Genomic DNA, 13,377 nt, shown 5'->3' on the forward strand with positions numbered 1-13,377 from the left:
GATCAGTAGCACTGAAAGCCGGAACCCGCGACACCGGCGCAGACACATGGCAGGCCAACGCCGAAGGGACCGGAAGTCATTGCGCACCACTTCTGCCCGTACACATAGTCGCAGCAATAAAGCTGTGGCTGCTGCCGCGTTAGCGGGTTTTGCTGAACCTGCTGCTCGACCGCACAGTCGTTCAGGTCAGTGCCAAACGGACAGTCGCCCGGCACATCGCAGAAACCATCGTTTTCATATTCACAGATACCATTGTTCTGTTGCGGTTGCTGAACCACGGCCTGCTGCTGCATCTCTTTTTCCGCATCAATGAAAGTGCGCGTCAGATCACGCACACAGTCGCGGTAGTTGGCGCTTTCCTTCTGCTGATGTTCCCGCAACACCTGCTGGATACCGTTCCAGCGCTCTTTGCTGATTTCGATTTCCTCGTTGCTGCCGGGCAGCGTGACCAGTCTTTTACCATCGCTGGTCCGCCTGGACCCCTGCACGGAACTGACTGTACAGCTGTCCTGAGCCAGTTTCGCCGCCTTTTCGATAACGCTTTGCTGGGCCATGGCAGCCGGGGCGACTATCAGCAGTATCAGCGCTGTCAAAAGCGCGCGGCGCATCATGGCATCTTGTCAAGGACGACCGGGGTCAGTGCCTTGACACAGTCCCTGTAGTCCTGATTGTCGGCCAGCTGATCAGTGCGCACCACCTGGCGGATACTGGTCCATTCTTCTTCGGACATCTCGACAAAAGCGTCTGCACCGACTTTCCCGATGAGTTTGACGCGGATATTACCTTCCACCTGACCTTTGGCCGTCAGGCTCGAGAAACTGCCTTCGTCCCTGGCCGTCTGGCAGGTGTCACGCACCATCTCCATGGCCTCACCGACAGTTTCCTGCGCCATCGCCTGCGACATGCAGGCAGAAAACGCAAAAATCACTGAAAAAACAAACCGCATAATACCACCCCTGTCAAAATACACAGAAAGGATACCACCAAAACGTGCGTTTTGATCAAGAACTTTCTCTGAAGCGGTTTTGCAGACGGCGGTACCGTCTGGATAAAATCATGTAATGTCTGCTACCGTCGGACAATCCTCAGATAACAGGTGACTGGTCTTGGTTGCTCTGAATCCTCCCTTCGTCGGTTCCTGCCTTTGTGGTTCCGTACAGGTGCGCGTCGACGCTCTGCCACTCCTGACCGTGGTATGCCATTGCCGCGGCTGTCAGAAGTTTACCGCCAGCGCGTATTCTCTCACGACGATGTTTCCTCGTGAGAGCGTTTCCTGCACGGGCGACCTGATCAGGGGAGGTCTTGGCGCGGGTGGAAAGGATCACTATTTCTGTCAGTCGTGTCTGAATTTCATCTATTCCCAGATCGCGGGTGCAGAGGACCGGATCAATCTGCGCACATCAGTTCTGGATGACGCCACATATTTTGAGCCTTTCGTCGAAGTGATGACAGACGAGAAAATGAGCTGGGCAACTGTTCCGGTCAGACACAGCTATGCCCGTACGCCGGCCAGTCCGGAAGAGCTGCTGGCATTGATGACCGACTACAAAAACCGCTGACGTACGGAAAAGAGCGGGTCAAGATGCTCCTTGGAATACCCCCGCGGACGGCGGTTTTGCACGCCCTGCTGCACTGCCCGGGCGCATTTTCCGTCTCCTGCCGGCCCTAACGCCCTTTGAACAGCCCGCCAAGGATACCGCGCACAATCCGGCGTCCGGTGGTGCCCTTGAGTTCCTTCAGGACCGCGGTGGCTACGGCAGAGCCCAGGCTGTCCGGCGCGCGCTGGCTGCGTCGGGATGTCGAGCGCGCCACCCTGCCGCCCGAATATCTGCGACCGGCGTTGAATTCGCGCTCTGCGGCAGACGCCTCTTCGGCGGCTTCCTCTGCAACGGCTGCTTCGGCTGCAGCTTTTTCCGCACGGGCCTGAAGGATCTCAAACGCAGACTGCCGGTCCACCGGCTTGTCATACCGCATACCCATCTCGGAGGTCGCCATCAGCGCCTGACGTTCAGCGGCCGTGATGGGCCCCAGTTGTGACGACGGCGGCCGGATCAGAGTCCGTTCGACGATGCCCGGAACGCCCTTTTTCTGCAGCATCGACGTTACCGCCTCGCCGACGCCCACCTCACGGATGGCGGCTTCGGTGTCAAAGGCGGGGTTTTCGCGGTAGGTCTGTGCTGCCAGACGCAGCTCTTTGCGGTCTTTGGCGGTAAAGGCACGCAGCGCGTGCTGGATGCGGTTGCCCAGCTGGCCCAGAATATCCTCGGGCACATCTGCGGGGTTCTGGGTGATGAAATAGACGCCCACACCCTTGGAGCGGATCAGCCGCGCGACCTGTTCGACCTTGTCCACAAGCGCTTTGGGGGCATCGTCAAAAAGCAGATGTGCTTCATCGAAAAAGAACACCAGCTTTGGCTTGTCCGGATCGCCGACCTCGGGCAGTTCCTCGAACAGCTCTGAAAGCAACCAGAGCAGGAAAGTTGCATAAAGCCCCGGCGACCCCATCAGCTTGTCGGAGGCCAGGATATTGATCTGGCCCCGCCCGTCCGCGGCGGTTCGCATGATGTCACTTAATGCCAGGGCCGGCTCGCCAAAAAGTCCGGCTCCGCCCTGGTTTTCCAGAACCAGCAGGCGACGCTGGATCGCACCGATGGACGCAGTTGAAACATTGCCATAGCGCAGGGACAGCTGTTTGCTGTTCTCACCAATCCAGACGAGCAGCGACTGCAGATCCTTGAGGTCCAGCAGCGGCAGTCCTTCTTCGTCCGCCAGCCGGAACGCGATGTTGAGAATACCCTCCTGGGCTTCGCTCAGGTCAAGCAGGCGTGCCAGCAGCAACGGCCCCATCTCGGAAACAGTGGTCCGCACCGGGTGGCCCTGTTCCCCAAAAATGTCCCAGAAGGTGACCGGAAACGCGCCATAGGCATAATCTGAAAAGCCGATCGTCTCTGCCCGGCCTGTAAAGGCACCGTGCAGTTTGTGTGTTTCCGTGCCGGATTTCGCAAGACCTGACAGGTCACCTTTGACATCTGACAGAAAGACGGGCACGCCCGCCGCCGAGAACCCTTCGGCCAGGATCTGCAGTGTTACGGTCTTGCCGGTACCCGTCGCGCCGGCGATCAGCCCATGCCGGTTGGCATATTTCAGGCTCAGATACTGCTGGGTACCATACCCTTCGCCGCCACCGCCGATAAAAATATCATCTGTCATGTCCGCTCCCCGCCTCAGAATTCTCCTGTATGACCATACGTTCTTAACTGTTTTCCGCCATACCAAATATGTCCGGAGAACGGCCATGTCCTTTCGCCGCCGGACATCCTCCCTGTCAGACTGGCCGTGCCGATTATCGGTACGGCCTTTTTTTGTCGGTAAACTATCCGAATGGGCCGAAAAAGCCGGGATTTCCGGTTGACGGCCTGGCCCGTGTTTCGTACCGTCACGTCAATAAGTCGGCCAGTCCGACGGGGAGAAAAAAATTCCGGAAAAAGGGGTGCCTGGTGCGTCCCTTTTTTCTTTCTGGCAGATCGATAATATTGCAGTGAACATGGTCTTTGGTGGCTGTTGTTGACTGACACTGCCAGCCGCCTGTGGTAGATGGCGGAAAGATCGAGCTTAGGGAGTAATCATGCCTGATTTTTCGAAAAGTCTGACCCGTGCAGCCCTCGCGGTGGCACCTCTTGTTCTGGTGGCCGGACTGGCCGCGGCACAGACGACAAGCGAAGAGACAACCGACCCTGCGGAAACCGCGGATGAGGGTCTGAGCCTGGGAACGGAGGCCGACGCCGGTCCGAAGGTCGGTGAGGCCTACACCGCCGAGCAGAACGGCGACTGGACGCTGCGCTGCATCAAAACCGAAGACGGAAACGACCCCTGTCAGATGGTGCAGCTTCTGTCGGACGAAGAAGGCTCTCCGATCGCGGAGTTCTCACTGTTCCGCCTGCCGGAAGGTGGCGCGGCAGAAGCCGGCGCGACTGTGATCGTGCCATTGGAAACCTCCTTGCAGGAGCAACTGTCCATTCAGGTTGATCTGCAGACCGGCAAAGCCTATCCGTTTGCCTTCTGCAACCCGGTTGGTTGCTACGCGCGCATTGGCCTGACCTCTGAGGATGTGGCAAATTACAAGCGTGGCAATGAAGCAGCCATAAGCATCGTGCCCGTCGCGGCTCCGGACCAGGTCGTTACAGTGCGTCTGTCTCTCACCGGGTTTACGGCCAGCTACGATAAAACGACGGTTGCTGAACGCTGATCCCGTCTGAAATGAATTGACCAAAGCCGTGCCCGCCCGGGGTACGGCTTTTTACACGGCCCGGAGTGCCAGAACGGCATTCATCCCGCCGAAGGCAAAGGCGTTCGACAACGCGACGCTGACCTTTTCCTCCCGGGCTTCATTTGGCACCACATCCAGCGCACATTCGGGGTCCGGCTCTTCGTAACCGATTGTCGGCGCGATGACTCCGTCCCGCAGCGCCATGATACAGGCCAGAAGCTCGACCGCGCCGGTGCCGCCGATCAGGTGACCGTGCATGGATTTCGTGGATGAAATCATCAGCTTGTCAGCATGGGGGCCAAAGACATCGGCCACTGCGGCGCATTCTGTTTTGTCATTGGCTGCCGTGCCTGTTCCGTGCGCATTGATATAGCCGACGTCATCCCGGCTGATCCGGGCGTCTGCCAGCGCGCCCGACATGGCCCGTGCAGCACCGTTCTTGGACGGCATGACAATATCGGCCGCATCTGAAGACATGGCAAACCCGACGATTTCGCACAGAATATCGGCGCCCCGGTCCTTTGCGTGTTCCATTTCCTCGAAGACAAATACCCCTGCCCCCTCGCCCTGCACCATCCCGTTCCGGTTTGCGGAAAAGGGCCGGCAGGCGTCGCGGGACATAACCCGCAACCCTTCCCAGGCTTTGACACCACCGAAACACAGCATGGATTCCGAACCGCCCGTGACCATAACCGGCGCCATGCCGGAGCGTACCATGGCAAAGGCCTGCGCCATTGCATGGTTGGACGAGGCACAGGCGGTGGAGACGGTAAACGACGGCCCCTTGAGGTTGTGTTCCATACTGACATGCGATGCTGCGGCATTGTTCATCAGCTTGGGAACCACAAAGGGATGTACCCGGTTTTTGCCGTCTTCATAGACGGAGCGATAATTATCATCCCAGGTACTGACACCACCACCGGCCGTGCCCAACACGACGCCGGAGCGGGCCGAAAGCTCGCCGCTGAAGGTCAGACCGGACTGGTCTATGGCTTCCTTCGCCGCGGCAAGGGTGAATTGGGTGAAACGGTCATATAGGGACATCTGCTGGCGGTTATACCGCCCCTCAGCCTCAAAACCGCGCACCTGCCCGCCGATACGGATTGAAAGGCGTTCGACATCACGCAGAGACAATTCGCCGATGCCACAGACGCCTTCGCGCATCGCCTCAAGGGTCGCCGGAACATTATGCCCCAACGCGTTGATTGTACCGGCACCCGTAATGACAACACGGTTCATGGCGATCAGGCCTGTTCCGCAATCAGCCGTTCAATACCCGACACGATGGAAGCAACTGTCGATATGTCAAAATCGCCCTCGGCCGGATTATTGGCGTTGAAAGGGACCGAGATATCAAAGGTCTCCTCAATGGCAAAAATGCTCTCGACCAGTCCGAGACTGTCGATTCCCAGGCTTTCAAGTGTACTCTCCGGGGTGACGTCGGACGGGTCCAGCACGGCCTGTTCGGCAATGATCTGAATAACCTGTTCCTGAATGCTCATCGGCTCTTCCTCCGTGGCTCTCACGAAGTGGATTTAGTCATTCCCGCTGGTTTTGGAAACCGCTTTCTGTAGCGCTGAAAAGTCGCGCATCAGACGGGGCAGACGCCGCAGCGCTTTATAGGTTTCAATGTGTGTGTCCATTTTCATACCCGGGTACCCGAGTATCGTGCGCCCTGCCGGCACATTCGACAGGATCTTGGTGCCACCGCCCGCGATCACGCGGTCACCGATAAAGATGTTGTCGGACACACCGACCTGGCCACCCAGCACCACGTTATTGCCGATTGTCACAGAACCAGCGATACCGACCTGCCCGCACAACAGGCAATCCTCGCCCACCACGACGTTGTGACCGAGATGTACAAGGTTATCGAGCTTGCTCCCGTTGCCGATAACTGTATCGCGTATGGTGCCACAGTCGATCGTTGCATTGGACCCGATTTCCACGTCGTCGCCTATGGTAATACCCCCGAGAGAATGTATGCGGGCCCAGGGTTGTGCTGCTGCTTCCTGCTGATCACCCAGCGTACTGCGCGCTTTTTCAACCGCAGATACCTCGGGCGTCGTAAAGGAAAATCCATCCCCACCGACCCGGCATCCGGGCTGACAGATCAGGCGCTGACCGGCGGTGACGCGTGCACCAATGGAAACATGTTCGCGCAGATACGACTCCGCGCCGATCGTGCTGTTCTGACCGATGTAGCAATGTGGGCCGATGATGGTGTTGTTGCCGATCCGCGCCCCGGGCGCAATCACAGTAAAGGGGCCAATGCTGACGCCCGTGCCGATCTGCGCATCCTCTGCCACGATCGCACCAGGGTGAATTCCGGCACCAAAGCCCTGCCCGCGGTCCATCATTTTCGTCAGTCCGGCCATTGCATACCGGGGCCTGTCAGGAATGATCGCGGCCTCAAGGCCCATGGATTGCCAGTCAGCGTCAGGCCAGAGCATGGCAGCGCGCGCACGACCCTCGGGCAGATGCCCGGCATACTGTGGCCGCGTTGCCATGGCCAGATCGTCCGGCCCGGCGCTCTGAGGTTCGGCCACTGCCTTAACAGTGATGTCGGCGTCGCCGAAGACGTCAGCACCGATCGCTTCAGCGATCTGACGGACGGTATAATGCGTCATGAGCGGGGTTTCCCTTGTGGTCAGGGACCCTGATTTAACCCTGAACGGCCCGCATTGCCACCCCTGCGCCGGCAAGTGCTTTCCAGATACGTCCGTCCCGCCCGTAGATGTCACGGCGAAAGCGCACCTTACCCTTTTCATCGGCGAAGGCCGTGCGGTAGATAATATGTACCGGGACCGGTTTTTTCAGGTAAACGGTTGTTTCTTTGCCCGTGGCCAGTTTCGCCTGGAAGAACCCTTCAGGGTCGCTGGTCTGCTTTGCAAGCAGAGCATAGGCAAAGTCAAAGGGATCAGCCAGACGGATACATCCGTGGCTGTATGCCCGGATTTCGCGACCAAAAAGGTTTTTCGCCGGTGTGTCGTGAAGATAGATGTTGTGTTTGTTCGGGAACATGAATTTCACAAGCCCCAGCGCGTTACCACGACTTGGGGGCTGACGCATTGCAAACGGGAACGAACGGGCGTCAAACTGTGTGAAATCAACCGCTGACCGGTCAATCCGGCGACCGGAGCGGTCAGTGATTTCGATATGGTTCACAGCATTCGGGTTCTTCTGCAGCTCTGGCAGGTATTCCTTAGTGATGATCGAACGTGGCACGTACCAGCTGGGATTGATGACCATGAATTCCATTACGTCCGAAAACTCGGGGGATTGCCGGTCAGAATCCCGTGCGCCAATCACCGAACGCGTGCTGAACGTGACTTTTCCGTTGTCGAAAATCTTGGCCGAGAAATCGGTCAGGTTGACCTCGATATGGCGTTTGCCGCGGTCGAGGTTCAGCCAGCGCTCGCGTTCCATCGCGACGATCACAGACTGCAGTCTGTCTTTGACCGATTTGTTGATCTCTTTCATCGTACCGGGGCCCACGACGCCATCTTCGGCCAGCCCGTGTGCGCGCTGGAAATACAGAACGGCGCTCTGCATTGCCGGATCATAGGTCTGACCGGAGCTGCGCTTCATGTAGCCCATGCGTACAAGGCGGTTGCGCAGTTCAACAACGGAGGGGCCGGTTGCACCTGGTTTCAGCGTTTTGGACCGGACAGTTGCTCCCCAGCCGCCGTCTGCCAGCAATCGCTCCAGCCGCAGTTTTTCTTTCATCAGAGCGGTATATTCGGGCGTGTCGGGCGGAAGAGCGCGGAAGAAACCGGTGGGCGAGGATTTCGCGAAATTGGTCAGATAGGATCCCCTGTCGCGATACGGCACCTGGCGGACAATCGCCTTGTCGACGCGGCCGGGCACCAGAACACCGGTCTGGATATCACGCGCGTACTGCAGGAAAACGCGGCTCATCTCAACTTCGAGCGCACCGACTTCTGCGGCCGTGCGCGCGTTCTGCATACGCGACTGCAGCCCGGCAAGATCGTACCGGCCCTGAGGCAGTCCGTGATCCCCGGCCCGTTCCAGCGCATCGATCAGCGCGGCGCGGCGTTTGCGGTCGCGCCCTTTGCCGGTCCAGATGCTTTCATAGCCGTTGGCCTGGTAAAAGGCGGAAATATCGCTGTCACGTGCAGCAGCAGACGCAACTGCCTGTTTAAAAGCAGTATTTTCAGCGGCAGCAGATGATGGGACGGATGCTGAGAAAAATGCAGCGGCAACAAACGCCAGCATGCAGAACATAATCCGGGTCGAAGAAACAGCGCGCAGGTACATAAAAACCTCACTCGAAAATAGCAGACAGCCTGTTGTGCCGGGCCTTACCCGGTGCTGTCCAATAACATTTCCGATTCATGTCAAGGAAAGGTGAAAATGATGCAGGGATGCACCGGTTCCGCAAAAACGGCCACCCGGACGTCGATGCGCGGTTTTTTGCCTAAAATTGTCCGAAAACAGCACATTGCGTTTTCACGACTTGGTTAACAATTGCGTCTATGACATACAACTGTTGCATCTGGGACAGAGATGACATGCCCGTGTAACATCACGGGCCAGGCAGGAACGAGGCAAGACCAGGCTATGACGAATGACAGCTCAGCGGGCTTTACACGCCGTGCGCTTCTTCAGGCATTTGCAGCGACAGCGCTTGTTGCAGCCCCCACATACAGTAACGCAGCCGGTTTCCTGAGAGGCGGTGGAGATATCCGCCGCATTAAGATGTATTCCGGCCGCACCGGCGAGCGGATGGATACGATCTACTGGATCGAGGGGAAATACGTTCCCGAAGCGGTCAAGGAAATCAATTACTTCATGCGGGACTGGCGCACGGACGGATCTATCTCGATGGATCTGCGCACAATCGACATTATGGCGGCCGCGCATAATATGCTGGACGCCAGCGAGCCCTATATGTTGCTGTCAGGGTATCGCAGCCCGCAGACGAACGCGATGCTGCGGTCGCGCAGCCGCCGTGTTGCCAAGAATTCGCTGCACATGAAAGGCCAGGCGGCGGACCTTCGCCTGACATCGCGTTCCGTCGGTCAGATCGCAAAGGCGGCTGCGGCCTGTCGCGGCGGTGGTGTCGGCAAATACAGCGGTTCGAATTTTGTGCATATGGATTGTGGCGTGGTGCGTACCTGGGGTCGGTAAGGCCCCGCCCAGTTGTTGCGTCTGACCAACGGCCCCGCGGGGCCGTTTTTTGTGGCCGGCAGGCGCGCTCAGGCGCCCGGTTCCGTACTGGCGAAGGCCGGTGCGCGGATGACCAGGGCGTTCGGGTGGCTTTGAGGGTTACGTCGTCAGTAGCGGAGACCTGGACACCAGCCAGTCAGTGACCGTACCGATGGCAGCGCCTGATTTCCGGTCCCGCTGTGAAAGCAGGTAAAAGTCCTGGCCGCCATGCAGGCAGGCTTCTCCGATCTGTATCAGTCGCCCCGCTTTCAGGTCTCTTTCGACCAGAAAACGGCTGGCCAGCGCCACGCCCTGTCCGGCAGCAGCTGCATCAATTGCCAGCGCTGTCTGACTGAGACGCAGGTTTCGCGGAGCTTCGTCAGATATGCCGTTTTCAGCCAGAAACGCGGCCCAAAGACCGTGTGTGTCGTGAATTTTCGGCAGACCAGCGAGGGAAGCAGCCGATCCGGACTGGCCGACCCCAGGCAAATATGGTGACGCAATCGCGATGATTTCCTGATCAAACAACCTGATTGCGCGCAACGCGGCGCCAAAGGGGGACGCACCCTGACGGATCGCCAGATCAATCCCGTCGCTGTGAAAGCTCGAGATTTTCTCGGTTGCCATAATGCGCAGATCTGTGTCGGGGTGCCTGGCCGAGAAATCCGGCAGATTGGGGATCAGCCATTTCGCAGCAAACGTTGGCGTTACACTGATGACCACCCTGCCCGGTTCCGGTCGCAGATCGGCGGTTGCCTCCTGCAGTTCCAGAAAGGCTGCTGCAATCCGGCTGTGATACCGTCTGCCGCTCTGTGTGAGCGCCAGCCCTTTCGGAAGCCGGTCAAAGAGCGTCACACCAAGATGTGCTTCGAGCTGCCGTACCTGCTGTGCGACAGCGCCCTGGGTCACGCCAAGCTCCTCGGCGGCCGCGCGAAAACTCAGCCGCCGCCCTGCAACATCAAACGCACGCAATCCGTTCAGGGGAGGCAGCTGTTTCATGGGGCTGTAGTAATTCTACTGTCACAAAAGATCAATACTCCCGCGAAGTCCTGAAAAATTCCGCGTATTGTGTGTAAAATGAAACTGGAGACAATCATGGCAGTAGAAAAAGTAGCGCTTATCACAGCGGGCGGCAGCGGCATGGGAGCGGACGCAGCCCGCCGTCTCGCAGCGGATGGTTTCAACATTGGTATCCTGTCGTCCTCCGGCAAGGGGGAGGCCATTGGCACCGAGCTCGGCGGCTTTGGGGTGACCGGCTCCAATCTGGACCCTGATGCGCTTGAGGCGCTTGTGCAGGGCGCTGTATCGCGCTGGGGACGTGTGGATGTACTTGTGAATTCGGCAGGTCATGGTCCGAAAGGTCCGGTTCTGGAGATCAGCGACGCAGACTGGCACGACGGGATGGAGGTCTATCTGATGAATGTGATCCGCCCGACGCGGCTTGTCACTCCGGTGATGCAGGCGCAGGGTGGTGGTGCAATCATCAATATTTCCACTTTTGCCGCATTCGAACCCGATCCGCTTTTCCCGACCTCTGGAGTGTTTCGTGCAGGCCTTGCAGCATTTTCCAAGCTCTATGCAGACAAATACGCAGCGGACAACATCCGCATAAACAACGTGATGCCGGGCTTTATCGACAGCCTTCCCGAGACGGAAGACAGAAAAGCACGCATCCCGCTCGGTCGGTATGGCAGGGCAGCAGAAGTGTCGTCCATGATTTCGTGGCTGGCGTCTGAGGACGGCGGATATGTAACCGGTCAGAATCTACGGATCGACGGAGGGCTGACACGTGCAGTGTGAAACGACCACGGGTCCTGCCATGGGTCCGGCGGCGCTGACCACTGTGGTCAAGTGGGGAGCATCCGTGGTGCAGATCATGGGATATGCGGCAACGGCGGCGGGATACACCCCGTGGAACCTCTGTCTGTTTATCGTTGGTGTTCTCGGCTGGCTGGTCGTCGGTATCCTGTGGAAAGATCGTGCGATCATGCTGGTGCATCTTGTGGCGCTGGCGGCCATGATTGCCGGCATGACGCAGGTGTAAAACGCAGTCGCCGGATGCTGCCGGCGACGGCCTGCTGAACAGTATCATTCCCCGCTCAGCGCTAAAAAACCTTTGCATCGCTGATCGGGTGCCGAAGAACCTTCAGGGGTGCGTCCCAATTGCGCGCCCTCTGCGCATGCCCGTTAGTGCATCGATAAACGGGGAGCGGCACCTGACAGTACCAGATATCCGATCCTCCGCCTGTATCTCTGTCGCCTGATCAAGAAAGACATCCCGCGTATGGTGACCTGAGGCGTTCACTCAGAAAATCCATCATCAGGCGGATGCGTTTGTTATGACGCACGTCGCTGTGGCAGGCGAGCCAGAGTTCGACGGGCGGTATGGGCAGGTCGGAGAGGACCTGCACAATCCCGGGCCAGAGCGCGGCCATTCCCCTGTGCAAAGGGCCGATGCCGATGCCTGCGCGCACAGCGTTTATCCCGGCAAGATCGTTGTCACAGCGGAATGCGAAATCCCCCGGCACAAGCGCCAGACCTGCCGCCCGGTAAGCGTCGATCAGAGAGGCATCACGATCCGAACCAATAAGTGAGTGCTGTCTGAGGTCGCTCAGTTCAGTGGGTGCCGTGCAGCGTGAGAGATAGTCCCGGTGCGCAAACAGTCCTATCGGAAGTTCTGTGATTTTCCGCGCGACCAGATCACCCTGTCTGGGGCGGAACATGCGAATCGCGATGTCTGCGTCCCGCTGCAGAAGGTTGGTGGCTTCATTGCTGACGTCAGTCTCAACCTCGATTTCGGGATAGTCCCGCATGAAGTCTCCCAGAATTCCGGGCAAAAGAAAGGTTCCGATGATCTGATTGGCAGAAAGCCTGACGACGCCTTCGATCTTTTCCTCCATCCCGCCTGCCAAACGTTCGAACGCGACTGCATCACTTACAAGGTCACGTGCGGTGGCGACCAGATCAGCACCCTTCCCGGTCAGCCGCATTCCGCCGCGCCCCCGGACAAAGAGCCTGAAGCCAAGCGCACCTTCCAGCAGGTCGATATGACGGCCGACAGTGGGCTGCGTCAGGCCCAGGTGCCCTGACGCGGCCAGAAGTGAACCGTGCTCGACAACAGCATGAAAAGTCCGGATGTGGTCCAGCGAGACGTTCATCATATTTCCAGTATATAATTCTGTATAATACCTATGGGCATTTTACTGATTTATCAACGCACGCACATATATCACTCTGGATTTGCCAGACCGAAAAGAACCATCTGGCGAGGTTTCAAAAGGAGTAAGGACGATGATTTCCCCAACAAAAGCTGGCTCTGTCGTGAGTGCCGGCCGCGTTGCAACGGTGGTTGCCCCCAGGTTCACCGGCTTTTCCATATGCACAGCAACAGAGATCGCCGCGCCGGCCGACGTGGTGTGGAAAGAGCTGACCAACGCTACCGCCTATCCTGAATGGAATCCGTTCATACGCCATCTTTCCGGCAATCTGGCGGCAGGCCAGCGCCTTACCATCACTGTTCAGCCTGCAGGAAAAGCACCGTTTGTCTTTACCCCCGAGGTTCTGGTGGCTGATGAAAACCGTGAGCTCCGCTGGGCCGGTAAGCTGGGTGTGAAGGGTATATTCGATGGTGAACACTATTTCGTCCTCAACGAAACGGAAACCGGCACAACAATCCTCCGCCATGGTGAGGATTTCAGCGGGATGCTGGCCCGTCCCCTCATGGCCCTGATGGGCGAAAACATCTGCAGAGGTTTTGAGGCCATGAATCTTGCCCTGAAGACCCGGGTCGAGTCCGTGGCCTGAAGGTCCTGTTCATATCTACGGTTGTATCACCGCGCCCGCAGGGGTGTGCCAAAGCCGTTCTGCCGTTCTAATTCCCGCAAAGTCAGACATTCGTGTTGCGAAAGAAAAGACACCGAATGCATAGTGAAAGAAAA

The 13,377-nt window shown here is 58.1% G+C and carries 15 protein-coding genes; 6 read left to right on the forward strand and 9 right to left on the reverse strand.

From position 1 onward, the window contains the following. Positions 1–2 precede the first annotated feature (2 nt). On the reverse strand, positions 3–608 hold the full coding sequence (locus Q0792_RS01700) for a hypothetical protein (RefSeq protein WP_298835879.1): 606 nt from the start codon (positions 606–608) through the stop codon (positions 3–5). Beyond that, on the reverse strand, positions 608–946 hold the full coding sequence (locus Q0792_RS01705; RefSeq protein ID WP_298835880.1) for a hypothetical protein: 339 nt from the start codon (positions 944–946) through the stop codon (positions 608–610). The genes Q0792_RS01700 and Q0792_RS01705 overlap by 1 nt, the downstream gene beginning before the upstream one ends. A gap of 244 nt (positions 947–1,190) precedes the next feature. Here Q0792_RS01705 and Q0792_RS01710 point away from each other — a divergent pair, with 244 nt between their 5' ends. Then, complete coding sequence (locus Q0792_RS01710; RefSeq protein ID WP_298838551.1) at positions 1,191–1,559, forward strand: GFA family protein; 369 nt, start codon at positions 1,191–1,193, stop codon at positions 1,557–1,559. Between the two features lie 106 nt (positions 1,560–1,665). Here the strand turns inward: Q0792_RS01710 and Q0792_RS01715 are convergent, their stop codons facing one another. Beyond that, positions 1,666–3,210, reverse strand: coding sequence for a helicase HerA-like domain-containing protein (locus Q0792_RS01715; RefSeq protein WP_298835881.1), 1,545 nt, complete (start codon positions 3,208–3,210; stop codon positions 1,666–1,668). A 415-nt stretch (positions 3,211–3,625) separates the two neighbouring features. On the opposite strand from Q0792_RS01715, the gene Q0792_RS01720 reads away from it, so the two are divergent. Further along, on the forward strand, positions 3,626–4,246 hold the full coding sequence (locus Q0792_RS01720; RefSeq protein ID WP_298835882.1) for an invasion associated locus B family protein: 621 nt from the start codon (positions 3,626–3,628) through the stop codon (positions 4,244–4,246). 51 nt (positions 4,247–4,297) lie between these two features. Here Q0792_RS01720 and Q0792_RS01725 read toward each other — a convergent pair whose 3' ends face one another. Genes Q0792_RS01725 through Q0792_RS01740 form a run of 4 tightly spaced genes read right to left on the reverse strand, consistent with a single transcriptional unit; the run spans position 4,298 to position 8,506 of the window. Continuing rightward, positions 4,298–5,506, reverse strand: coding sequence for a beta-ketoacyl synthase (locus tag Q0792_RS01725; protein ID WP_298835883.1), 1,209 nt, complete (start codon positions 5,504–5,506; stop codon positions 4,298–4,300). A gap of 5 nt (positions 5,507–5,511) precedes the next feature. Then, positions 5,512–5,769 carry an acyl carrier protein gene (locus tag Q0792_RS01730; RefSeq protein ID WP_298835884.1) on the reverse strand — a complete coding sequence of 86 codons (258 nt, stop codon included), beginning with the start codon at positions 5,767–5,769 and terminating at the stop codon, positions 5,512–5,514. Positions 5,770–5,802: 33 nt separating this feature from the next. Next, on the reverse strand, positions 5,803–6,897 hold the full coding sequence (lpxD, locus tag Q0792_RS01735; protein WP_298835885.1) for a UDP-3-O-(3-hydroxymyristoyl)glucosamine N-acyltransferase: 1,095 nt from the start codon (positions 6,895–6,897) through the stop codon (positions 5,803–5,805). A 34-nt stretch (positions 6,898–6,931) separates the two neighbouring features. After that, positions 6,932–8,506, reverse strand: a complete 1,575-nt coding sequence (locus Q0792_RS01740) for a L,D-transpeptidase family protein (protein ID WP_298838554.1) — start codon at positions 8,504–8,506, stop codon at positions 6,932–6,934. Between the two features lie 345 nt (positions 8,507–8,851). On the opposite strand from Q0792_RS01740, the gene Q0792_RS01745 reads away from it, so the two are divergent. Further along, positions 8,852–9,421 carry a DUF882 domain-containing protein gene (locus Q0792_RS01745; protein ID WP_298835886.1) on the forward strand — a complete coding sequence of 190 codons (570 nt, stop codon included), beginning with the start codon at positions 8,852–8,854 and terminating at the stop codon, positions 9,419–9,421. Positions 9,422–9,559: 138 nt separating this feature from the next. Here Q0792_RS01745 and Q0792_RS01750 read toward each other — a convergent pair whose 3' ends face one another. Continuing rightward, a complete protein-coding gene (locus Q0792_RS01750; protein WP_298835887.1) occupies positions 9,560–10,438 on the reverse strand; it encodes a LysR substrate-binding domain-containing protein in 879 nt (292 codons plus the stop codon). Between the two features lie 96 nt (positions 10,439–10,534). Here Q0792_RS01750 and Q0792_RS01755 point away from each other — a divergent pair, with 96 nt between their 5' ends. After that, positions 10,535–11,239, forward strand: a complete 705-nt coding sequence (locus tag Q0792_RS01755; protein ID WP_298835888.1) for an SDR family oxidoreductase — start codon at positions 10,535–10,537, stop codon at positions 11,237–11,239. Positions 11,240–11,258: 19 nt separating this feature from the next. Next, positions 11,259–11,483 carry a DUF6552 family protein gene (locus Q0792_RS01760; protein ID WP_298838556.1) on the forward strand — a complete coding sequence of 75 codons (225 nt, stop codon included), beginning with the start codon at positions 11,259–11,261 and terminating at the stop codon, positions 11,481–11,483. 220 nt (positions 11,484–11,703) lie between these two features. Here the strand turns inward: Q0792_RS01760 and Q0792_RS01765 are convergent, their stop codons facing one another. Beyond that, a complete protein-coding gene (locus Q0792_RS01765; protein WP_298835889.1) occupies positions 11,704–12,597 on the reverse strand; it encodes a LysR family transcriptional regulator in 894 nt (297 codons plus the stop codon). A 133-nt stretch (positions 12,598–12,730) separates the two neighbouring features. On the opposite strand from Q0792_RS01765, the gene Q0792_RS01770 reads away from it, so the two are divergent. Then, on the forward strand, positions 12,731–13,243 hold the full coding sequence (locus Q0792_RS01770; protein ID WP_298835890.1) for an SRPBCC domain-containing protein: 513 nt from the start codon (positions 12,731–12,733) through the stop codon (positions 13,241–13,243). The last annotated feature ends 134 nt before the right edge of the window (positions 13,244–13,377 follow it).

Source organism: uncultured Roseobacter sp. (assembly GCF_947495025.1).
Classification (GTDB): Bacteria; Pseudomonadota; Alphaproteobacteria; order Rhodobacterales; family Rhodobacteraceae; genus Roseobacter.

Coding starts and splice junctions, on each gene's coding strand:
- Q0792_RS01750 (WP_298835887.1), bottom strand. CDS start 10,438: ATGAAACAGCTGCCTCCCCTGAACGGATTGCGTGCGTTTGATGTTGCA.
- Q0792_RS01720 (WP_298835882.1), top strand. CDS start 3,626: ATGCCTGATTTTTCGAAAAGTCTGACCCGTGCAGCCCTCGCGGTGGCA.
- lpxD (WP_298835885.1), bottom strand. CDS start 6,897: ATGACGCATTATACCGTCCGTCAGATCGCTGAAGCGATCGGTGCTGAC.
- Q0792_RS01740 (WP_298838554.1), bottom strand. CDS start 8,506: ATGCTGGCGTTTGTTGCCGCTGCATTTTTCTCAGCATCCGTCCCATCA.
- Q0792_RS01705 (WP_298835880.1), bottom strand. CDS start 946: ATGCGGTTTGTTTTTTCAGTGATTTTTGCGTTTTCTGCCTGCATGTCG.
- Q0792_RS01755 (WP_298835888.1), top strand. CDS start 10,535: ATGGCAGTAGAAAAAGTAGCGCTTATCACAGCGGGCGGCAGCGGCATG.
- Q0792_RS01730 (WP_298835884.1), bottom strand. CDS start 5,769: ATGAGCATTCAGGAACAGGTTATTCAGATCATTGCCGAACAGGCCGTG.
- Q0792_RS01700 (WP_298835879.1), bottom strand. CDS start 608: ATGCGCCGCGCGCTTTTGACAGCGCTGATACTGCTGATAGTCGCCCCG.
- Q0792_RS01765 (WP_298835889.1), bottom strand. CDS start 12,597: ATGAACGTCTCGCTGGACCACATCCGGACTTTTCATGCTGTTGTCGAG.
- Q0792_RS01715 (WP_298835881.1), bottom strand. CDS start 3,210: ATGACAGATGATATTTTTATCGGCGGTGGCGGCGAAGGGTATGGTACC.
- Q0792_RS01725 (WP_298835883.1), bottom strand. CDS start 5,506: ATGAACCGTGTTGTCATTACGGGTGCCGGTACAATCAACGCGTTGGGG.
- Q0792_RS01770 (WP_298835890.1), top strand. CDS start 12,731: ATGATTTCCCCAACAAAAGCTGGCTCTGTCGTGAGTGCCGGCCGCGTT.
- Q0792_RS01745 (WP_298835886.1), top strand. CDS start 8,852: ATGACGAATGACAGCTCAGCGGGCTTTACACGCCGTGCGCTTCTTCAG.
- Q0792_RS01760 (WP_298838556.1), top strand. CDS start 11,259: ATGGGTCCGGCGGCGCTGACCACTGTGGTCAAGTGGGGAGCATCCGTG.